We start from the raw sequence: 21,064 nt of genomic DNA on the forward strand, positions 1-21,064 counted from the left end.
GGGGGTGAGGAACCGTGCCCGTGTCCCCGTCCGTCCCCGGCGCACACCCCGTATCCGGACCGATCGACGAACGCCGCAACTGGGGTGGAGGGCGCCACCGTCGCGCCGGCGAGGCGGCCTTGACCGATCGTTAAAGCCGACCGCCCATCATCCCGTCGTTTCCGGGCTCGCAAAGCGCCGGAAACGATGCATTCTCAACGCGAAACGCCTATATTGCGTGAGCAAGTACGAAACGCAGGCGCGCGGGGGTCCGGCCTGGGCCGACAGCTCAGCCCAAGTGCCCGCCTGCCCGAGGAAGTTCATGTCCGACAGCTCCCACAATCTCGCCGCCGATGCCTACGGCGCGGAATCCATCCGGGTCCTCAAGGGGCTCGACGCCGTGCGCAAGCGCCCCGGCATGTATATCGGCGATACCGACGACGGCTCGGGCCTGCACCACATGGTCTACGAGGTGGTCGACAATGCCATCGACGAGGCGCTCGCGGGCCACGCGGACCTCGTCACCGTCACGCTGAACGCCGACGGCTCCGTCACGGTCTCCGACAACGGCCGCGGCATCCCCACCGACATCCACAAGGAGGAGGGGGTCTCGGCGGCCGAGGTCATCATGACCCAGCTCCATGCCGGCGGTAAGTTCGACCAGAATTCCTACAAGGTCTCCGGCGGCCTGCACGGCGTCGGCGTCTCCGTGGTCAACGCCCTGTCGCAATGGCTCCGCCTGCGCATCTGGCGCAACGACAAGGAGCACGCCATGGAGTTCCGCCACGGCGACGCGGTCTCGCCGCTGATCATCGTCGGCGACGGCAACGGCCGGCGCGGCACCGAGGTGTCGTTCCTGCCGTCCACCGACACCTTCACGATGATCGAGTTCGACTACGCGACGCTGGAGAAGCGCCTGCGCGAGCTGGCCTTCCTGAATTCCGGTGTCCGGATCGTCCTCACCGATGCGCGCCACGCCGAGCACAAGCGCGAGGAGCTGTTCTACGAGGGCGGTATCGAGGCCTTCGTGCGCTACCTCGACCGCTCCCGCAAACCGATCGAGGGCATGCAGAAGCCCGTGATGGTGCGGGCCGAGCGCGACAACATCCGCGTCGAAGTCGCCTTGTGGTGGAACGACTCGTTCAACGAGACCGTGCTGCCCTTCACCAACAACATTCCGCAGCGCGACGGCGGCACCCACATGGCGGGCTTCCGCGCCGCCCTCACGCGCCAGATCACCGGCTATTCGGAATCGTCCGGCATCGCCAAGCGCGAAAAGATCTCGCTCACCGGCGAGGATTGCCGCGAGGGCCTGACCGCCGTGATCTCGGTGCAGGTGCCGGACCCGAAATTCTCGTCGCAGACCAAGGACAAGCTGGTCTCCTCCGAGGTGCGCCCGGCCGTCGAGAACGTCCTCAACGAGGGCCTGTCGAACTGGCTCGAGGAGAACCCGACGCTGGCCCGCTCGGTGATGGCCAAGGTCATCATGGCGGCCTCGGCCCGCGAGGCGGCCCGCAAGGCCCGCGAGACCGTGACCCGCAAGGGCGTCCTCGACATCGCCTCCCTGCCCGGCAAGCTCGCCGATTGCCAGGAGCGCGATCCCTCGAAATGCGAAATCCTTCTGGTGGAGGGCGATTCCGCCGGCGGTTCTGCCAAGCAGGGCCGCGACCGGACCTTCCAGGCCGTGCTCCCCCTCCGGGGCAAGATCCTTAACGTCGAGCGCGTGCGCGCCGACCGGATGCTGTCCTCGGCCGAGATCGGCACGCTGATCACGGCGCTGGGCGCCGGCATCGGACGGTCATCGACCGACCGCGAGGGCTTCAACCCCGAAAAGCTGCGCTACCACCGCATCATCATCATGACGGATGCCGACGTCGACGGCTCGCACATCCGTACCCTGCTGCTGACCTTCTTCTTCCGGCAGATGCCGGAGGTGATCGAGCGCGGGCACCTCTACATCGCCCAGCCGCCCCTCTACAAAGCCGCCAAGGGCAAGTCGGCGCTCTACCTCAAGGACGAGCGGGCGCTGGAGGATTACCTGATCGATGCCGGCGTCGAGGGCGCCGTGCTGCGGCTCGCCTCCGGCACCGAGTTCGGCGGCGCGCAGCTGAAGTCCCTGGTCGAGGAGGCCCGCCAGTTCCGCGGGCTGATGCAGGCGCTCCACACCCGCTACGACCGCGCCGTGGTCGAGCAGGCCCTGATCGCCGGCGCGTTCCGGACCAATGTCGACGAGAACGCGGCGGAGGCCGAGGGTCTGGCCGGGACGGTCGCCCGGCGCATGGACCGGATCGCCGACGACATCGAGCGCGGCTGGGAAGGTTCCGTCTCGGAAGGCGGCTACGTCCTCAGCCGCACCCTGCGCGGCGTGCGCCAGGTGGCGACCCTCGACGCCTCGCTCCTGGCTTCGCAGGAGGCCCGGCGCCTCGCCGACCGGGCGGAAGCCCTGCGGGAGATCTACGACGAGCCCGTCACCTACGCGCGCAAGGGCGACGAGACGACCCTGCACGGCCCCGTCGGCCTGTTCGAGGCGGTGATGGCCTTCGGCCGCAAGGGCCTGCAGCTCCAGCGCTACAAGGGCCTCGGCGAGATGACCGCCCAGCAGCTGTGGGAGACCACCCTCGACCGCGACGTGCGCTCGCTCCTCCAGGTCAAGGTCAAGGACACCCAGGACGCCGACGATCTGTTCGTGAAGCTGATGGGCGACGTGGTCGAACCCCGCCGCGAGTTCATCCAGGACAACGCGCTCAGCGTCGCCAACCTCGACGTGTAAAATCGGAGCTGGGCCAGCGCGCAGGAGCACCGGCGCACCACGGCGTGGCCGCCGGGAGTCGGCGCCTATTTAAAAGGCGAGACCGTCGCGAGGGCCGGGCTCGTCGGGTCCGCCTCGACCCGCTGCCGTCTCGCATCCGGCCGTTGGGCCGGGTCCGGTGCCGGCTCTATCGCGCAGATGCTTGGGCCTCATCGCCGTCGCGCGACACGGCGAAAGCCTCGACCCTGCGCCGTGACGATCCGGTCCGGCTGGTGCGCACAATCCTCGCGCAGGAGGCGCTCCGTGCGCCGCAACGGCTTCTCGGCGCCGCCTTCGCGTCCAACCCAGGCCGCGCCGTGAGAAATCCCTGTCGGCACCCGTGATCGGCCGCCATTCCGGCAATGGCTCTCCCGGGGAAAATCTCTGAGCAGAACGCCACGGAAACGCCACGCCGGACGGGCTCGCCCCACCTCCGCTCTGCGGGTTGCCTAGCGGGTGATCCGCTTCGGGGCGATCGGGTCGCTGGCCGGGAAGGTTTCCTCGATCGCCTCGTCCAGAAGCTGTTCCTGACGGGCGCGAAGGTCCGCGTCGGGCGTCCATGGTCCGGGCGCCCGTTCGGCGGCCAGATCCGCGCGGGACCGACCCTGCGACCGGTCCGGATGGTCCTGCGGCGCTGGTCCGGTCCCGGACATCCTCGCGCCGTCGTCTCGCGGGGCGGGGGCAATCTCGCGCAGCGGCGGTTGTTCGACGACGCGCGTCCGCCGCTGCCTGCGACGCATTCCGGACCATGCGGCGAGGCTCGCCGCCGCGAGGCCTAATCCGGCGAGGCCCACGGCGACGATCACGACCGGCCGGACACCCAGGCGCCGGGCCGTCCGGTCCAGCGCGACTTCGAACGCGCCCGCGGCATTGACGGCCACCGGGACGATCTGCGTATCGAGAAACATCTTTGGCACCGATGGTCGAGCGGGCTTCTTCAGCAGATAGTCTTGGGTAATCATGACGACAACCTTCGTTAAGCCCAGAGCATAATCTCTCGAACAAACGCCAAGTTTCGAACAAACGCCAAGGCGGCGGGTTGGAGGTGCAACCTGGGCAGGCGGGCAATGTTTCCCGGCTCCGACGGGAAAGGTCGATCCGGCCGGTCGGCCTCGGCCCCAGCGCGTCGTTCAGGTCGCGGCGACAGGGAGATCATTCGTTGAAAAAGCCCGTTTTCAAGCCCTACCGCATGCCCTCCGGTGGATGGGGGTCGGCCCGTTCGGTCGGCAACATCCTGAGGCGCGAGGGTGTGCTGGCGAGCGTCCCGATCGCGCTGACCCGCCACAACAAGGTCGACGGCTACCAGTGCACCAGCTGCGCCTGGGTGAAGCCCGCGAACCCGCTGCCGTTCGAGTTCTGCGAGAACGGCGTCAAGGCGGTCGCCTGGGAACTGACCGCGCATCGCTGCACGCCGAAGTTCTTCGCCGAGCACACCGTCACCGAACTTCGGGGCTGGGACGATTACCACCTCGAACAGCCGGGGCGCCTGACTCATCCTCTCCGCTACGACGCCGCCAGCGACAAGTACGTTCCGGTCTCCTGGGGGCATGCCCTCGATGAGATCGCCCGCGAGCTTCGCGCCGTCGACGATCGCCAAAAGGGCACCGTGTTCTACAGCTCGGGCCGCCTGTCGAACGAGGGGAGCTATCTCTATCAGCTCTTCGCCCGGCTCTACGGCAACAACAACCTGCCGGACTCGTCCAACATGTGCCACGAGACCACCTCGGTGGCGCTGCCCGCCAGCATCGGCCAGCCGGTCGGGACGGTCAATCTGGAGGATTTCGGCAAGACGGACTGCATCCTGTTCTTCGGCCAGAATCCGGGCAGCAACGCGCCCCGCATGCTCCATCCGCTTCAGGAGGCGAGCGAGCGCGGCGTCCCGATCATCACCTACAACCCCTTGCGCGAGCGCGGGCTGGAACGGTTCCTGAACCCGCAATCACCGACCGAGATGCTGACCGGCAAGGACACCCGGATCAGTTCGCAATATCACCAGGTCAAGGCCGGCGGCGACCTCGCGGCCCTCGCCGGCATCTGCAAATCCGTGCTGGAAGCGCACGAGGCCTCGCGCACGACGGGCGGCCCGGGGGTGCTGGACGAGGCCTTCATCGCCGAGCACACCCACGGCTTCGACACCTTCGCCGACTGGCTCCGCGCGCAGAATTGGGACGAACTGGAACGGCGCTCGGGCCTGCGCCGGGCCGACATGGAGGCGACCGCCACCGTCTACGGCCGCTCGCACGCGGTGATCGGCGTCTACGGCATGGGGCTGACGCAGCACCGGGCCGGGGTCGAGACCGTGCAGATGCTGGTCAATCTCCTGCTGATGCGCGGCAATCTCGGCCGCGTCGGCGCCGGCATCTGCCCGATCCGCGGCCATTCCAACGTGCAGGGCCAGCGCACGGTGGGGATCACCGAGAAGCCCGAGCTGTTTCCCCTGGACCGGCTCGGTGCGCAGTTCGGCTTCGAACCGCCACGGGAGGCCGGCTACAACACGGTCGAGGCCTGCGAGGCGATCCTCAAGGACGAGGTCCAGGCCTTCTTCATGCTGGGCGGCAACTTCGTCCGGGCGATTCCCGATCACGGCCAGATGGAGCCGGCCTGGCGCCGCCTGCGCCTCACCGTCAACGTGATCACCAAGCTCAATCGCTCGGCCCTGCTGCCGGGCGAGATCAGCTACATCCTGCCGGTGATCAGCCGCATCGAGATCGACGAGACGAAGATGGGGCAGCAGGTCCTCTCGATGGAGGACACCTCCGCCTGCATCCACGGCAATCGCGGCGTGCGCCGGCCGGCCTCGCCCCACCTCATCAGCGAGATCCGGCTCATCTGCGAGCTGGGCCGGCGGGTGCTCGACCCCAATCCACGCGTGCTCTGGGACGTCTGGCAGGAGGATTACGCCGAGATCCGCAAGGCGATCGGCGAGACGCTGCCCGAGTCGTTCTGGGACTACGAGCGGCGGATGTGGGAGCCGGGCGGTTTCCAGCGTGACCTGCCGGCGCGCAAGCGCCAGTGGCACACCGAGACGGGCCGGGCCAACATCGTGACGCCCGGCGGCCTCGACGAGGATGCGGACATGCCGACGGTGGGGCACGACGTGCTGCGCCTGATCACGCTGCGCTCGAACGACCAGTTCAACACCACGGTCTACGGCTACGACGACCGCTTCCGGGGCATCAAGAACACCCGCAAGGTGGTGCTGATGAACCGCTCGGACATCGACCGGCTCGGGCTGAAGATCGGCCAGGCCGTGACCCTGAAGACGGTGGCGGACGACGGCATCGACCGCCGGCTCTCCGACATGCTCGTCGTCGCCTACGACATCCCCATCGGCTGCATCGGCGGCTACTATCCGGAATGCAACGTGCTTCTGCCGATCTGGCATTACGCGATCGGCAGCAAAACCCCGGCGGCCAAGACCATCCCGGTCACCATACAGGCCGACGACGACCGCGTGCTCGCGCCGCAACTGGAATACGCGACCGGCTGAGAGCGGGATCGCGACGAATGCCGCGGGGGAGGCGGCAAGGCAGGCGCGAACAGGTCACACGCGAACAGGTCACGCCAGCACATAACCAGCCGGCATGATCGATCCAAGGCGATCGGGGCAGTCATCGAAGCCGTGACGGCACGACCTTGACAGTGAAATCCATGAAGAAACTGCTCTTTCTCAGGCGAAAGAACCGATTATAACATGCGTTAAATCGGTATTTTATCGAACATTGGGGAAGTGTCGGACACAACACCATCAGACACTGAGGGATAACAAACGCATACCCTTTGGATTACGGTCGCGGACATCGCCCGTTTGTCTGCCGGCCTGCTCTGATGCTGCCGGCGTTCTGGGAGCCGCATCCATGAACGCCCGTCTTAGCCTCGTTCCCGCTACTCCGGTCAGGACGGCCGAGCCTGACCCCGGTCGCAACCCGCTGATCCGGAAGCTCCAAAGCCTGGTGAGCCTGAATGCGGCGGATGTCGCGGCCCTGGAGGAGATCAGTCTCCCGCCGCGGCTGCTCGGGCCGCGCGTCGACCTCATCCGCAGCGAGGAGGGATCGGGGGATGCCGTCATGCTGCTCGAAGGCTTCGCCTGCCGCTACAAGCAGCGTCAGGCCGGCCAGCGTCAGATCATGGCGTACCTGTTGCCGGGCGATCTCTGCGATGTCGATGCGTCCTATCTCGGTCGCATGGATCATGCGGTGGGGACCCTGGCCTCCTCCGTCGTGGTCCGTATCCCCCGCCAGGCCCTGGCGGATCTGGTCGCCCGCCACCCCAACATCGCGCAGGCGCTGCGCATAGCCAGGCTCTTCGAGGAGGCGACCACGCGCGAGTGGGTGGTGAATCTCGGCTGCCGCTCGGCCATGGAGCGGATGGCGCACCTCTTCTGCGAGCTTCTGACCCGCTTCCAGATGGTGGGCATGGCCGAGGGCGATTCCTGTCCCCTGCCGCTGACGCAGGCGGATCTCGGCGACACGCTGGGCCTCTCGAACGTCCACGTGAACCGCACGCTTCAGGAGCTGCGGCGCCAGGGTCTGGTCGAGCTCAGGGGCAAGAGCCTGCGGCTTCTCAAGGTGAGGCGCCTCCAGGAGATCGGGGAGTTCAACCCGGCCTATCTGCAGCCTGTCGACGGCGCGAAAGGCCATGCTGTCGTCGGGCTGGTCAGCGGGTTGGCCTGAGGCGCGGACAACCCCGTGCCGATTCCCCGCTTCCCGTCCCCGGCCGGTCGTTCAGCCGCGCGCGCACCCCGCGTCGCGCCGTGACCGCCGCCGTGGACATCGAGGCGCTTCGGAGCCGACTCGCGGCTCTCGAAGCGGCCCTGCGGGAGAAAGAAGCGGCCCTGCGGGAAAAAGCCGGTATCGAAACCGCCCTTCGAGAGAGCGAAGCGCTTCGCCGCATCGCTCTCGAGGGCGGCCGCATGGGCACCTGGTGCTGGGACCTGCGCGAGCGGCTGATCTGGGGTGACGCGGCGTTCCTGGCGTTGTGGGGATTCCCGGCCGCCGAGGAGGCTCGCCCCCTCTCCGCCTTCACCGATCGCATGTCCCCGCAGGGGCAGATCGCAATGCACGAGATGGTGACCCGCGCCATCGCCAACCGTGAGGAGCTCGACGGCCTGCTGGAGGTCGTCGCGGGACCCGCCCGGGGGCGCTGGGTGCGCTGGCGCGGCGTTGCCGAGGCGGAGCGCCCCTGGATCGTCAACGGCGTGAGCTTCGATGTCACGGAGGAGCACCGATTCGACGAGCGGCTTCGCGCGAGCGAGGCACGGCAGGCGTTCCTGCTGCGCCTCTCCGACACGCTGCGCCTCCACACCGATCCGAACGCGGTCATCGCGATGGTCACGGCGGCCCTCGGCCAGCATCTCGGCGCCGGCCAGGTCACCTATGCGGAGGCCGACCCCTCCGGCGATCACGTCACGGTCACGCGGGATTGGAACGACGGCACCATCCCGAGCAACGTCGGCCGCCACCGTCTCGAGGATTTCGGCGCGGCCTTCATCGCGGAACTGCGGCAGGGACAGACCGTCGCCATTCCGGATGTGGCGCTCGATCTCCGCACCGCACCGGCGCGCGCGGCCTTCGCTCGGATCTCGGTCGCCAGCCTCGTCGACGTGCCGCTCGTCAAGACCGGCCGCCTCGTCGCCGTGCTGGCGGTCCACAGCCGCGCGCCGCGGGACTGGTCGCCCCACGATATCGCGCTCATCGAGGAAGTGGCCGAGCGCACCTGGGCCTCGGTCGAACGGGTCCAGGCCGAGACGGCCCTGCGGGAGAGCGAGGGCCGTCTGGCCGCGGACCTCGCCGGCATGCGGCGGCTGCACGATCTGCAATCCCGGATCTCCGACACGGCGGATTTCGAGGCGGCTCTGGACGAGATCCTGGCCGCCGCCGTCGCGTTCACGAAGACGGATCGTGGCGTCATCCAACTGGTCGCCAACACCGGAGAGACCCTGGAGATCGTGCGCGCGCTCGGCTACGAGCCCGACGCCCCGGTCATCGAACGCTTCCGCCAGGACAGCTTCACCGAGGGCTGCGAACTCGCCCGCGTCCGCCGGCAGCAGCTGGTGGTGGCCGATATGGCGGACATTCCCGGCTTCGCGGGGACGCCGGACGGTGACCTCGTCGCCGCTTCGGAGGTGCACGCCTTCCAGTGCACCCCCATGATCAGCCGGAAGGGCGATCTCGTCGGCGTCCTGAGCACCCAGTTCCGCCAGCCCCACCGCCCGAGCGACGACGCCTTGCGGCTGGTCGACCTGCTCGCCTGGACGGCGGCCAACTACATCGCTCGCCACCGCGGCGACGAAGCGCTGCGGGAGAGCGAGGCGCGGTTTCGACAATTCGCCGAGGCCTCCTCCGAGGTTCTCTGGATCCGGGACGCCACCACCCTCGAATGGGAGTATCTGAGCCCTGCCTTCGAGGCCATCTACGGCCTGTCCGTCACCGATGCGCTCACCGGCGACACCTTCCGCAACTGGACCGACCTGATCGTCGCGGACGATCGCGAAACGGCAGCGGCCTGCATCCAGCGCGTCCGTGAAGGCGGGCATGCCACCTTCGAGTACCGGGTACACCGCCCCGACGGCGGTCTGCGCTGGCTCAGGAACACCGATTTTCCGATGCGTGGGCCTAGCGGAGCCGTCGAACGCGTCGGCGGCGTCGGCCAGGACGTCACCGAGCTGAAGCGGGTCGAGGCCGCGCTGCGGGAGAGCGAAGGGCGGCTGCGCACGCTGATGGAGGGCATCCCCCAACTGGTCTGGCGCTCCCGCGACGAGGGTGACTGGACCTGGGCGGGGCCGCAATGGCTCGCATTCACGGGCCAGAGCCAGGAGGCGTCCCACGGCCTCGGCTGGCTGGACGCGGTCCATCCCGACGACCGCGAGGCGAGCCTGCGGGCATGGGACGAAGCGCGCCCGCACGGCCGGCTCGACACGGAGTTCCGCGTCCGGCGGGCGAGCGACGGGGCCTACCTGTGGCATCGCACCCGCTCGGTCCCGGTGCGCGACCCGTCGGGGCACATCCTGGAATGGCTCGGCACGACGACCGACGTCGACGACCTGCGCCGGCTGCAGGAGGAGCAGACCGTCATGGTCGCCGAGCTGCAGCACAGGACGCGCAACCTGATCGCGGTGGTCCGCTCCATCGCGCAACAGACCATGACCCAGACCGGCCCCGGCGAGGATTTTCGCGAGCAGTTCAACGCCCGGCTCGGGGCGCTGTCGCGCGTCCAGGGTCTGCTCTCCCGGGCGCAGAGCGAGCCGATCACGATCGGCCAGCTCGTCCGGCTGGAGCTCGATGCGCTCGGCGCCCGGACCGAGGGTCATATCGCGCTGGAGGGGCCGGAGGTGCTTCTGCGCCCTTCGATGGTGCAGACGCTGGCGCTGGCGCTGCACGAGCTGGCCACCAACGCCCGCAAATACGGTGCGCTGAGCACCGAGGGTGGCCGGCTCGCAGTGCGCTGGTTCGTCAAGGAATCCGAGGACGCAGGCCGGCGCCTCGTGCTGGCATGGATGGAGCACGACATCGGCCATTCCACGGAGGAGCGCTCCAGCCGGCGCGGCTACGGGCGGGAGCTGATCGAGCGGGCGTTACCCTACGCGCTGCAGGCCCGGACGCGCTACGAACTCGGGGCGACGGAGCTGCACTGCTCGATCGACCTGCCCCTCACCGAACGAACCAGGAAGGTCAGCCCATGAGTCGCGTCAGTTCCATGAATCCAACCCATCCAACCCATCCGGCCGGTGCCTCGCATTCCGCCGCTCCCTCGCTCGCTGGCCGCCGCGTGCTGGTCGTGGAAGACGAGTACTTCATCGCGGACGACCTGCGTCATCAGTTGGAGGCCTGCGGGGCCGAGGTGCTGGGGCCGGTGCCGCGGGTGGGGGAGGCGCTGGCGCTGATCGCGGCGACGCCCGAGATCGACGCGGCGGTGCTCGACATCAACCTGCAGGACGAGACGGTCTACCCGGTGGCCGATGCCCTGCAGGCGCGCGGCGTGACGTTCCTGTTCGCCACCGGTTACGACAAGGCTGCCATCCCGAGCCGCTACGCCGGCGTGCGCCATTGCGAAAAGCCCCTCGAGCTGTCGATGGTCACCGACGCGCTCTTCGGCTGACGGGGCGCCCCGGAACGACTTCTTCCTTCAAAGCAGGGCGGCTTTCAGGGGAGGGCGGCTTTGAGGCGAAGGCCGCCGTCAAGGGAGGGCGGCTCCCGCGCAGATCCGGTCGGAGAGCGGCAGGATGATGGTGCAGGCGAGACCCGCCGGTTCGAAGCGCAGATCCGCGCGGGCCTTCAGCTCGTAGGGCAGTCCATCCTCGAGCAAGCCCAGGCCGAACCCCTTGCGCGGCGATGCGGCGACGGGCGGTCCCCCCTGCTCGCGCCATGTGACGACCAGGTTCGGCCACGGATCGGCGCTGACATGCCAGGACACGGTGATCCGCCCCTCCGCATGGCTGAGGGCCCCGAACTTGACCGCGTTCGTCGTCAGCTCATAGAAGACGAGACCGAGGGTCCCGGCGACCTGGGGCTGCAGCAGTACGGGCGGCCCCGACAGAGCGACCTGCAGGCCTTCCTGAGCCTGGGCCGACAGCAGCTCGTCCGAGATCAGCGCGTGGAGATCGAGCTTCGCCCGCGGATTGAGCGTCATCGCGCCCTGTACGCGGGCAAGCGCCGCGAGCCGCCCGTCGAGATGCATGGCGTAGTCCTCGACGCTCTCGCTGGTCTCGGCCGAGCGCTGCGCCACGGCACGCACCACGGCCAACATGTTGCGGACATGATGCTGGAGGTCGCGCGCGAGCTGATGCTGCTCGGTCTGCAGGGCGGTGTAGCGGGCCTCGGACTCGATCAACCGGCGCTCCGCGGCCGCCGCCTTCGCATTCGCCACGGCCAGAGCCTGCCGTAGGGTGGTGTCTTCGGCGTTCAACGTTGCCCCCGAAGGTTGCGCGCTAGCGGAAGATCCGAGCCGGTGCGGCTCGAGCAGAAGATCCGAGCCGGTGCGGCTCACGCTTCCGAACCTGCCGGCAAAACACGGTGGGAGCGTGACGGCTCCATCAAGGTTCGGTGAAAAGGTCGGCCGCCGCGTTTCGCGCCGGGAACCCCGAACGTCAGGGCGAACACATCCCCCTCGATCCAACGACAGCCCGGTCTCGCCTCGGGCCCTTTGCCGAAAGTTTGTCAGGGATCAGTGGGAACCGGTTATCCCGACCAGACAAACGAGAACGCCAGACTTCAGGGTGTCCACCGGGCGAGCCGGGACCGCCGCCGGACTCGGGGTCATGAGGTTCAGGCGGTGACGGCGGCGCGGGCCGCTTCGATCAGCTCCTGGGCCAGCGTCTCGTCGTCGACGGCCCGGGCCAGCACGATGGCGCCGACCAGAGTCGACAAGGTCGCCAGGGAGCGCTGCCGCCGGCGCGCGCGGGCGGCTTTCGGCGACAGGTCGGCCAGGAGGGTGGCGAGCGCCTCGACCCCTCGGGTAAAGCGCGCACGCACGGGGCACCCCTTCGGCTCCCGCGCGACGTCGTTGGCGAGGGCCGCGAGGGGGCATCCTTTTCCGGGGGTCTGGACGTGGGCCTCCGAAAGGTAGTTCGCCAGAAGGGTCTCGGGACCGCCCCGGTACTCCTCGGCGATCGCGGCGTCGAACGCCTCGGCCGCCAGGGCCTCCTTGTTGGCGAACTGACCGTAGAAGCCGCCATGGGTCAGGCCGGCGGCCGCCATGATGTCGGCCACTCCGACGCCGTGCAGACCGCGCTCGCGGAACAGGGCCGAGGCGACCTCGACGACGCGCTGGCGATTCAGCCGGGCCTGCTCCTGGGATACCCTCGGCATCTGCCGCTCCTCGTCCGTCGCCACCCTCGTCTGCGCCCCCTCATATGGATGCGCGGCATCATTTAAAACAGCTTCCGCTCCCTTCGCCGATCGACCGGCCCGCGCGAGGGGGCACAAGCGTAGGCCGGTCGATGGACCGCGCGCGCCGATCGGGCCGCGCGATTCCGGAACGCCCCGCCCCGGCCCGGAGGGCCGGGAGGGGTTCGATCAGCTCCGTGCCGATCAAGCCTCGGCCGGGTTCGCCAGCGGGGCTTGTCCGGCCGGCACCGGCGCGGGGGTTCGGCCCACCCGGAACCACAGGGCGTAGAGGGCCGGCAGGAACAGCAGGGTCAGCAGGGTGCCGACGCCGACGCCGCCGATCAGCACGTAGGCCAGAGCCCCCCAGAACACCGAGTGGGTCAACGGGATGAAGGCCAGCATGGCCGCGGCCGCCGTCAGGATCACGGGGCGTGCCCGTCGCACCGTGGATTCCACGATGGCCTCGTAGTTCGACAGCCCCGCCGCCTGATCGTGGTGGATCTGGTCGACCAGGATCAGGGTGTTGCGCATCAGGATGCCCGACAGGGCGATCAGCCCGAGGATCGCGTTGAAGCCGAAGGGCTGGTGGAAGAGGAGCAGGGTCGGCGCCGCGCCCACGAGGCCGAGCGGGGCGGTGGCGAAGACCATGAACATGGTGGCGAAGGAGCGCACCTGGATCATGATCACCGTCAGCGTCACGATCAGCATGATGGGGAACACCGCCACCAGCGACAGCATCGCCTTCTCGCTCTCCTCCACGGCGCCGGCCGTGTCGATGCGGTAGCCCGGCGGAAGCTTGGCCTTGATCGGCGCCAGCAGGGGGAAGACCTGGGCGTGGATGTCGGGCGGCTGCTTCCCGTCGAGCACGTCACCCTGGACGCGGATGTAGGTCTCGCGGTTGTAGCGCTTGAGAACCACGTCCTCGGTGCGGCTCTCCAGCCGGGCCACCTGGGAGACCGGCACCTGCCGTCCGTCCTTCGTCGCCAGGGTCAGGTCGCCGATCTCGCCGAGCGAGCGCCGCTCGGGGCCGGGGCTGCGCAGCAGCACGTCGACGGAGCGCAGGTTTTCCCGCACCTGGGTGGCGGGCGTGCCGTTGAGGTAGGTCTGCAATTGCTGGCCGGCCTCCTTCGGGGTCAGGCCGATCAGGCGCAGGCGCTCCTGGTCGAGGGCGAGATGCAGGCTCGGGGTCTTGTCGCCCCAGTCGAGGTGGACGAGGCGCATGTTGGCATTGGCCGCCATCACCTCCCGAACCTCGGCGGCGATGCCCCGGATCACGTCGAGATCGGGTCCGACCACCCGGAAGGCGACGGGAAAGCGGATCGGCGGGCCGAACACGATCTGCAGCACGCGCACCCGGGCCTCGGGGAAGCGGCCCTCGTCCACGAGTGCGCGGACCTTGCCCCGCAGGGCGTCGCGGGCCTGGGCGTCGGCCGTCTGCACCACGATCTGCGCGAAGGCCGGATCGGGTAGTTCGGGGTCGAAGGAGAGCACGAAGCGGGGCATGCCCTGACCGATGTAGCTCGTGATCTCGCCCGCCTCCGGCAGATCGCGCAATGCCGCCTCGACCCGCTTGACGCTGGCCTCGGTAGTCCTGAAGGCCGAACCCGCCGGCAGGGTGACCTCGACGATGAGTTCGGGCCGCTCCGAATTGGGGAAGAACTGCTGCTCGACCCGCCCCATCGCCACCACGGCGAGCGCGAACAGCCCGACCGTGATGCCGGCGGCGAGCCACTTGTGGTCGACTGACATCCGTACGAGGCGGCGCAGGCGCTCGTAGTTCTTGGTGGCGTAGATCGCCTCGTGTCCCCCCTCGACCTTCTTGATGTTCGGCAGCAGCTTGACGCCGAGATAGGGCGTGAAGGTCACGGCCACGATCCACGAGATGATCAGCGAGAAGGCCACCACCCAGAAGATGTTGCCGGCATATTCGCCCGCCGTGGAGGCGGCGAAGCCCACCGGCAGGAAGCCCGCGATGGTCACCAGCGTGCCGGTGAGCATCGGCGCGGCGGTGGCGCTCCAGGCATAGGTCGCAGCCTCGATGCGGTCGGCGCCTTCCTCCATGCGCACCACCATCATCTCGATGGCGATGATGGCGTCGTCGACGAGAAGTCCCAGCGAGATGATGAGGGCGCCCAGCGTGATCCGGTCGAAATCGCGGCCGGTGATCATCATCACCACGAACACCGCCGACAGGGTGAGCGGCACGGCCAGCGCCACCACGATTCCCACCCGGAAGCCGAGCGCCACCAGGGACACGAAGATCACCACGCCGAGGGCGGTGAAGAACTTGACCATGAACTCGTGGATGGCGTCGTCGATGACCTTGGCCTGGTCGGTGATCTTGGTGAACGTGATGCCGACCGGGGTCTCGTGGTGGATCGCCACCTCCTCGGCGTTGAGGGCCTCGCCGAGCTTCAGCCCGTTGAAGCCGGGCTTCATCACCAGGCCGAGCATCAGAGCCGGCGCGCCGTCGTTGCGGATTTCGAAGGTCTTGGGGTCCTCGTAGCCGCGCGTGACCTCGGCGATATCGCCGAGCTTGAGGCTGCGGTCGCCGGCGGCCACCGGCAGGTCGCGGATCGCATCGATCCCGTCGATCGCGCCGTCGAGGCGCAGGTACACGCGCGGGCCCGCGGCCTCGACGAAGCCGGCCGGCGTGACATCGTTCTGGTTGGCCAGCGCGGCAAGCAGCTGCTGGCCGGTGATGCCGAGGGTGGCGAGGCGCTGGTAGGAGATCTCGACGAAGATCTTCTGCGCCTGCTCGCCCAGGATGTTGATCTTCTCGACGCCGGGCACGCGCAGCAGGCGCTGGCGCATGTCCTCGGCCCGCAGCACCAGCTGGCGGTGCGGCAGGCCCCGGGCCTGCACGGCGTAGAGGGCGAAGTAGATGTCCGAGAACTCGTCGTTGAACAGCGGCCCGAGCACGCCGCGCGGCAGGCTTGAGGCTTGATCCGACAGCTTCTTCCGCGCTTGATAGAACTCCGAGGCGAGCTTGGCCGGGGGCATGTTGTCCTTGAAGATGACCTTCGTCATCATCAGCCCGGGACGGACCGTCGTCTCGGCCCTGTCGTAATAGACCAGTTCCTGCAGACGCTTCTCCAGAGGATCGGCGACCTGGCGCTGCATCTCCTCCGCCGTGGCGCCGGGCCAGGCGGCCGAGACCGTCATCACCTTCACGGTGAAGGCCGGGTCCTCGGCCCGCCCGAGCTTCTCGAAGGCGAAGAAGCCCGCCCCCGTCAGCGCGATCAGCAGGAACAGCGTGACGGCCCGCTCGCGAACGGCGAGCGCCGAGAGGTTGAAGCCGCTCATCGCACCACACCCGTCATGCTCGGCGGCGCCTGGCGCACCCGCTGGTCGGCCTTGAGGAGATGGGCACCGAGCGCCACGATCCGGTCGCCCGGGGCCAGGCCGGCGGCGATCTCGGCGCGCTCCTCGCCCATGCGGGCGACCTGCACGGGCTGGGGCCTCACCGTCTCGGTGGCGGCGTCGTAGCGCCAGACGGCGCTGCCGTGCCCCTGATCGAACAGAGCGCCGAGCGGAACCTCCAATCGGGCGGCCCGGCCGGCGTCGAGGGCGCGGAGTTGCAGGGTCACGGTGGCGCCGAGCGGCGCGGCCTCGCCGCCGCCCGACAGGATGTAGCGTGCCCGGTAGGTGCGGGTGGCCGGATCAGCCGTGGCGGAGAGTTCGCGCAGGCGTGCCGGGTAGGTCGCCGCTCCGTCGGCGTAGAGGGTGGCGGAGGCCTCGCCTTCGGCAGCCCGCCGGCTGCCCTCGGGCAGGAAGACCTCCGCCTCGCGCGCGCCGTCGCGGGCGAGCTTCACCACCGTCTGGCCGGCAGCGACCACCTGGCCGGGCTCGGTGGGAACCTCCATCACCACGCCGTCGGCATCGGCCTGGAGTTCCGCGTAGCCGGCCTGGTTCTGGATCTGGCTGGCCTGGGCCTCCGCATTGGCGAATTGCGCGTTCGCCGCGTCCGCCGCACCCTTGTTCTGGTCGTAGGTCTGTTTCGAGGTCCAGCCGTCGGCCACCAGCTTGCGGCTGCGCTCCTCGTCGGCCCGAGCCTTGATCATCTGGGCGCGGGCCGCCTCGACCGAGGCGCGGGCGGCGTTGAGCGCCAAGGTGAAATCGGTGCGGTCGAGACGCATCAGCGGCTGGCCAAGGCGCACGCGGTCGCCCGGATCGACCAGGCGCTGGAAGATCTTGCCGCCGACCCGGAAGCCGAGGTTGCTCTCGGTGCGGGCACGGATCACTCCGGTATAGCGCGCAACGCCACCCGGGGCGGACGCGACCACCACGGTCTGAACCAGCGGCGGCTCCGGCGTCACCGCCGTCTCGGCCGGCAAGCAGGCCGACAGGGCCAGGCCCGCGAGCCCCAGCATCACCCTCGTATCCATTCTGCGCCCCACGGTCGAACCATCCGCCTATAAGAATGATGATCATCATCTATTTTGGCATGACGAACCTGTCAATGGGCGCCGGATCGAGAATTCCGGCCCAGCGCGCACCGACAGGCTGCTGACCAAGCAGCATCGTCAAACGGCATCGGCGCGCAGCTCATGGGCGAGCGGTCGTGCGAGGGCAGGGCGAGGACAGAACGAAGACAGGGAGCGCCGGCTTCCGCCCGGGTCGGTGGTCGGTGGTCGGTGGTCGGCGATCCACCACAACCTGACGCCATGACCAGTCGGCACAGCGGCACCGGCGCGCCGAGCTCGCGGCTCCGCGTCCTTACCACACGATTTCCGGGAACACCGGTTCGCGCACAACCCGGTACGGCTGACCGGGCGGCTTCAAGGCCGCCTTGAGATCGTGCGAGCCGGTGAGGAGGCATTGGGGCGGCCGGGGAGCCCCTGCCGCCGAGCAAAGTCAGCCGAGCCCCAACCTCATCGCTCCGAGCCCGAACGACACATTCCCGGATAAGCGAATCCAGAGGCCTCACGCGGGGAGCGCAACCGCACCGTGGCAGCGCTTCCGGTTCGGGTTCGGCGGGAGTGAGCCCGGCTGAGGAGGACGCGCCATCCCGGCTCGCCAACGGTCGGGCCCGACACCATTGGCTGGAGGTCCAGGCCCGACGCGGGGATGCGCGCTCTACCAGAGCGCGCGGGGCAGGCGCCGCTTCCAACGCTCCCCGGGGCGCAGGGCGACGTCCTTCTGGACCCGACGCGTCGCCCGCAGCGAAGCCGCCGGGGCGTCGGCCGGGGGCGCCATCGAGGCTGGTCGTGCGACAGGCGGGATGGCCGCAGCCGGCGGCACCGTCGCTTCTTGCTGCACCTGCAAGGCCGCGCGCGGGCTGGCGTCGAAGTCCGACGTATCTTTCAAACCGGATTTCGGCTTGGCCTGACGCGGCGCGGGAGGCTTGACGCGCCGGACGCGTGGCAACCGCTCGACCACGGGTGGGGCCTGAACCTCCGGTTCGGGCGAGGGTACGAACATCGGCAGCAGGCTCTGCAGGATGCGCCGGGCCGGGGCCTCGGGAGTGGACGACTCGAGCTTGGAGGACCCGGATTTCGAGGTCCCTGATTTCGACAGTCCAGACTTCGATGTCCCGGATTTGGACGCGCTCGCCTCGCCCCACGCCGCGGGGGCGGCCGGCGCTTCGACGCGGGTGTCCGCATCCTCCAGGGAGACGTCGTGCCAGAGGTTCTGGTCTTTGCGGGGACGGGCGGAGGCCTCGGACAGCGAGGCGCGGTTGTGCTTGATTTCGACCGTGAACGGTCGCGCGCTGCGGCGCTTCATCGGCTTCGAATTCCCAGTAAAATCCGCTCGGCGAAATCCATTTCACAACGAGCACTCCGGTATCATACGGGATGCATCCAGTACTTGTCGAGACGATCCCGGCGCAGTACGCACTTTCTCTTCGGCAGGAGGCTCGGGACCGTGATAAAGCCCGCCGCGAAGGAGCCGACGGCTGTGCCTGAACAGACCTTCCGCCCGATCGCGAAGGTGTGGACAGATCATTCGGTCTCGCCCTTGGCATTCCCGCATCGGCACGGATCAAATCGACCTGCCGTTCGTCTCTAGTAAAGGCTGAGCTTGCCGAGCGCCGATCCCGTACGATGGTCCGCGACGGCCGGCGGTGTGCCCAGGAAGGATTTCTCGTGAGTATCGGACTGATTGCGCTCCTCGACGACATCGCGGGCCTGGCCAAGGTGGCGGCGGCCTCCCTCGACGATGTGGCGGCGCAGGCGGGCCGCGCCGGCGTGAAGGCGGCCGGTGTCGTCATCGACGATGCGGCGGTCACGCCCCGGTACGTCGTGGGCTTCGCCGCCGAGCGCGAACTGCCGATCGTCGGCCGCATCGCCCTCGGTTCCCTGCGCAACAAGCTGCTGTTCCTGCTGCCGGCAGCCCTGGCGCTCGGCGCCTTCGCGCCCTGGGCCATCACGCCGCTGCTGATGCTCGGCGGCGCCTATCTCTCCTACGAGGGCAGCCAGAAGGTCTACGAGGCGCTGTTCCCGCATCAGGCCCATGCCCACGAGGCCCAGCGCGACGGGGCGGCCGGCAATGCCCAGGCGCTGGAAGACCAGAAGGTATCCAGCGCGATCAAGACCGACTTCATCCTGTCGGCCGAGATCATGGCGATCACCCTGGCGGCCCTGCCCGAGGGCTCGTTCTGGATGAAGGCGGCGGTACTGGCCGTGGTCGCGGTGGGAATCACGGTCGCGGTCTATGGCGGCGTCGCCCTGATCGTGAAAGCGGACGATGCCGGCGTCGCCATGGCGGCCAACACCAGCCGGTCGGCGTTCGGCAGCCTCGTCCGGGGCTTCGGTCGCGCCCTGGTCAAGGGCATGCCGGGCTTCCTCAAGATCCTGGCCATCGTCGGCACCGCCGCGATGATCTGGGTCGGCGGCGGCATCCTGGTGCATGGCCTCGAAACCTATGGCTTGCCCGAAATCGGTCATGCCATCCATGCGGTTGCCGTTCAGGCTGCGAGCGTCGCGGGTCCGCTTGCGGGAATCGTCGAGTGGCTGGTGACGGCGGCGGGCTCCGGCCTCGTCGGCCTCGCCGTCGGCGCCGCCCTCATCCCGATCACGAGCTTCGTCCTGGCGCCGGCCTGGAACAGTCTTGCGCGACTGCGAATGCGGGCTGCCTGATGCGGCCGCGGGCTGCCTAAGCCTGCCGGGCTTCGCGCAGATGAGCGAGGTGCCGGATGGCGAGTTCGTAGCCATGGGTGCCGAAGCCCGCCATCACCGCGGTGGCGGCGGGCGACACGTAGGAATGATGGCGAAACGACTCACGCCGATACACGTTCGAGATATGGCACTCGACGATCGGAACCGTGCAGGCGCTCAAGGCATCCAGGATCGCGATCGAGGTATGGGTGTAGGCCCCGGCATTGATCACGATGCCGGCGCAATCGACCCGATAGGCCTGGATCCAGTCGATCAGCTGGTGCTCGGCATTGCTCTGATGAAACGCGATCGTGAGGCCGAATCCGGCGGCCAGGCTCCGGCATCGGGCCTCCACGTCCGCGAGCGTTTCGTGCCCGTAGATGTGCGGTTCGCGCTGGCCGAGCAGGTTGAGGTTCGGGCCGTTCAGGATCAGGATCGTGTCGTTCATGCGGCGGAACCTTAAAGCGAGCACCGAGGGTCGGAAAGGGTTCTGTCACGCGAGGCGGTGCAAGGCCTCCGGGTGAGGACGCGAGACCGTGCGTCGGGAGGCTTGCGGTCACCGCGGCTGCCGGCCATGCGGAGCGGTGAGGAACGCGACAACCGCATCCGCCAGGGAGACAGTGCGTGACAGACACCGCCAAGACCGACCCCGTCGTCATCGCCGTGGCGATCACCGGCTCGGTGCCGCGCAAATCCGACACTCCCGCCCTTCCGGTGACGGTGGCCGAGCAGATCGCCTCGACCCGGGAGGCGTACGAGGCGGGCGCCACCCTGGCGCATATCCATGTGCGCAACGACGATGAGACCCCGTCCTCCGACCCGGACCGCTTCGCCGCCGTGCAGGATGGCCTGCGCCGGCACTGCCCGGGCCTCATCGTGCAATTCTCCACGGGCGGACGCGGGCGCGATCCGGCGAGCCGAGGGCTGTCCCTACAGCACCGCCCGGACATGGCCTCGCTCTCGACCGGATCGGTGAATTTCCCCACCATCGTGTACGAGAACCACGCGGTGCTGGTGTCGGATCTGGCAGGTCAGATGAAGCGGTTCGGCGTCCGGCCCGAGATCGAGATCTTCGACCTGTCCCATCTCCACGGCGCCCTCCGGTTGGCCGAAGCCGGCCTGATCGATGCGCGCCCGCACGTGCAGTTTGTGATGGGCGTGAAGAATGCGTTGCCGGCCGATCTGCACCTCCTGGACCTGCTCCTCGGCGAAATGCGGCGCATCCTGCCGGGTGCGACCTGGACGGCCGCCGGGATCGGCCGGCATCAGGCGGAGGTGATGGACTGGGCTCTGGCACGCGGTGCCGACGCGGTGCGGACGGGCCTGGAGGACAACATCCGGATCACCCGGGAGCGCCTCGCCGCGAGCAATGC

The 21,064-nt window shown here is 68.7% G+C and carries 14 protein-coding genes (1 of these 14 running past the window's edge); 7 read left to right on the plus strand and 7 right to left on the minus strand.

Features of this window, described 5'->3' with window-relative positions:
* Nucleotides 1-301: 301 nt before the first annotated feature.
* Nucleotides 302-2,749, plus strand: a complete 2,448-nt coding sequence (gene gyrB / locus ACV7NL_RS13970; RefSeq protein ID WP_056183622.1) for a DNA topoisomerase (ATP-hydrolyzing) subunit B — start codon at nt 302-304, stop codon at nt 2,747-2,749.
* A 467-nt stretch (nt 2,750-3,216) separates the two neighbouring features.
* Here the strand turns inward: gyrB and ACV7NL_RS13975 are convergent, their stop codons facing one another.
* Nucleotides 3,217-3,729: a hypothetical protein gene (locus tag ACV7NL_RS13975; protein ID WP_463355968.1), complete on the minus strand. Its 513-nt coding sequence runs from the start codon at nt 3,727-3,729 to the stop codon at nt 3,217-3,219.
* Between the two features lie 227 nt (nt 3,730-3,956).
* Here ACV7NL_RS13975 and ACV7NL_RS13980 point away from each other — a divergent pair, with 227 nt between their 5' ends.
* The 4 genes from ACV7NL_RS13980 to ACV7NL_RS13995 all read left to right on the plus strand — a co-directional run bounded on the left by ACV7NL_RS13980 (nt 3,957) and on the right by ACV7NL_RS13995 (nt 10,864).
* Nucleotides 3,957-6,257 (plus strand): FdhF/YdeP family oxidoreductase, encoded by a 2,301-nt coding sequence (locus ACV7NL_RS13980; protein WP_463357132.1) that lies wholly within the window; start codon nt 3,957-3,959, stop codon nt 6,255-6,257.
* 367 nt (nt 6,258-6,624) lie between these two features.
* A complete protein-coding gene (locus tag ACV7NL_RS13985; protein ID WP_463355969.1) occupies nt 6,625-7,440 on the plus strand; it encodes a Crp/Fnr family transcriptional regulator in 816 nt (271 codons plus the stop codon).
* A gap of 80 nt (nt 7,441-7,520) precedes the next feature.
* The gene (locus ACV7NL_RS13990) at nt 7,521-10,448 is read left to right on the plus strand and encodes a PAS domain-containing protein (protein WP_463355970.1); all 2,928 of its coding nucleotides are present in this window, start codon (nt 7,521-7,523) and stop codon (nt 10,446-10,448) included.
* Nucleotides 10,445-10,864 (plus strand): response regulator, encoded by a 420-nt coding sequence (locus tag ACV7NL_RS13995; RefSeq protein ID WP_463355971.1) that lies wholly within the window; start codon nt 10,445-10,447, stop codon nt 10,862-10,864. The genes ACV7NL_RS13990 and ACV7NL_RS13995 overlap by 4 nt, the downstream gene beginning before the upstream one ends.
* Nucleotides 10,865-10,942: 78 nt before the next feature.
* On the opposite strand, the gene ACV7NL_RS14000 is transcribed toward ACV7NL_RS13995, so the two are convergent.
* From ACV7NL_RS14000 to ACV7NL_RS14020, 5 genes are all read right to left on the minus strand, one after another.
* Entirely contained in the window at nt 10,943-11,671 is a 729-nt protein-coding gene (locus tag ACV7NL_RS14000; RefSeq protein WP_463355972.1) for an HWE histidine kinase domain-containing protein, read from the minus strand.
* A gap of 359 nt (nt 11,672-12,030) precedes the next feature.
* Nucleotides 12,031-12,573 carry a TetR family transcriptional regulator gene (locus ACV7NL_RS14005; protein ID WP_056183658.1) on the minus strand — a complete coding sequence of 181 codons (543 nt, stop codon included), beginning with the start codon at nt 12,571-12,573 and terminating at the stop codon, nt 12,031-12,033.
* A 222-nt stretch (nt 12,574-12,795) separates the two neighbouring features.
* The gene (locus ACV7NL_RS14010) at nt 12,796-15,897 is read right to left on the minus strand and encodes an efflux RND transporter permease subunit (RefSeq protein ID WP_463355973.1); all 3,102 of its coding nucleotides are present in this window, start codon (nt 15,895-15,897) and stop codon (nt 12,796-12,798) included.
* Entirely contained in the window at nt 15,894-16,979 is a 1,086-nt protein-coding gene (locus ACV7NL_RS14015) for an efflux RND transporter periplasmic adaptor subunit (protein ID WP_463355974.1), read from the minus strand. The genes ACV7NL_RS14010 and ACV7NL_RS14015 overlap by 4 nt, the downstream gene beginning before the upstream one ends.
* Before the next feature lie 691 nt (nt 16,980-17,670).
* On the minus strand, nt 17,671-18,318 hold the full coding sequence (locus tag ACV7NL_RS14020; protein WP_463355975.1) for a hypothetical protein: 648 nt from the start codon (nt 18,316-18,318) through the stop codon (nt 17,671-17,673).
* Nucleotides 18,319-18,680: 362 nt separating this feature from the next.
* Here ACV7NL_RS14020 and ACV7NL_RS14025 point away from each other — a divergent pair, with 362 nt between their 5' ends.
* Entirely contained in the window at nt 18,681-19,673 is a 993-nt protein-coding gene (locus ACV7NL_RS14025; protein WP_463355976.1) for a DUF808 domain-containing protein, read from the plus strand.
* A 16-nt stretch (nt 19,674-19,689) separates the two neighbouring features.
* On the opposite strand, the gene aroQ is transcribed toward ACV7NL_RS14025, so the two are convergent.
* The gene (gene aroQ, locus ACV7NL_RS14030; RefSeq protein ID WP_463355977.1) at nt 19,690-20,139 is read right to left on the minus strand and encodes a type II 3-dehydroquinate dehydratase; all 450 of its coding nucleotides are present in this window, start codon (nt 20,137-20,139) and stop codon (nt 19,690-19,692) included.
* A 176-nt stretch (nt 20,140-20,315) separates the two neighbouring features.
* Between aroQ and ACV7NL_RS14035 the strand changes: the two genes are divergently transcribed.
* Nucleotides 20,316-21,064, plus strand: the 5' portion of a protein-coding gene (locus ACV7NL_RS14035) for a 3-oxoadipate:acetyl-CoA acetyltransferase (RefSeq protein WP_463355978.1). It continues 94 nt past the right edge of the window; the window shows 749 of its 843 coding nt (coding positions 1-749); it begins with the start codon at nt 20,316-20,318; the stop codon falls past the right edge of the window.

This window comes from Methylobacterium sp. Ger2507, from assembly GCF_055231875.1.

Bases quoted from the DNA above. Each gene is read 5' to 3' on its own strand.
- ACV7NL_RS14010 (WP_463355973.1), bottom strand. From the start codon at position 15,897: ATGAGCGGCTTCAACCTCTCGGCGCTCGCCGTTCGCGAGCGGGCCGTC.
- aroQ (WP_463355977.1), bottom strand. From the start codon at position 20,139: ATGAACGACACGATCCTGATCCTGAACGGCCCGAACCTCAACCTGCTC.
- ACV7NL_RS13995 (WP_463355971.1), top strand. From the start codon at position 10,445: ATGAGTCGCGTCAGTTCCATGAATCCAACCCATCCAACCCATCCGGCC.
- ACV7NL_RS14005 (WP_056183658.1), bottom strand. From the start codon at position 12,573: ATGCCGAGGGTATCCCAGGAGCAGGCCCGGCTGAATCGCCAGCGCGTC.
- ACV7NL_RS13980 (WP_463357132.1), top strand. From the start codon at position 3,957: ATGCCCTCCGGTGGATGGGGGTCGGCCCGTTCGGTCGGCAACATCCTG.
- ACV7NL_RS14015 (WP_463355974.1), bottom strand. From the start codon at position 16,979: ATGGATACGAGGGTGATGCTGGGGCTCGCGGGCCTGGCCCTGTCGGCC.
- ACV7NL_RS13975 (WP_463355968.1), bottom strand. From the start codon at position 3,729: ATGATTACCCAAGACTATCTGCTGAAGAAGCCCGCTCGACCATCGGTG.
- ACV7NL_RS14020 (WP_463355975.1), bottom strand. From the start codon at position 18,318: ATGAAGCGCCGCAGCGCGCGACCGTTCACGGTCGAAATCAAGCACAAC.
- gyrB (WP_056183622.1), top strand. From the start codon at position 302: ATGTCCGACAGCTCCCACAATCTCGCCGCCGATGCCTACGGCGCGGAA.
- ACV7NL_RS13985 (WP_463355969.1), top strand. From the start codon at position 6,625: ATGAACGCCCGTCTTAGCCTCGTTCCCGCTACTCCGGTCAGGACGGCC.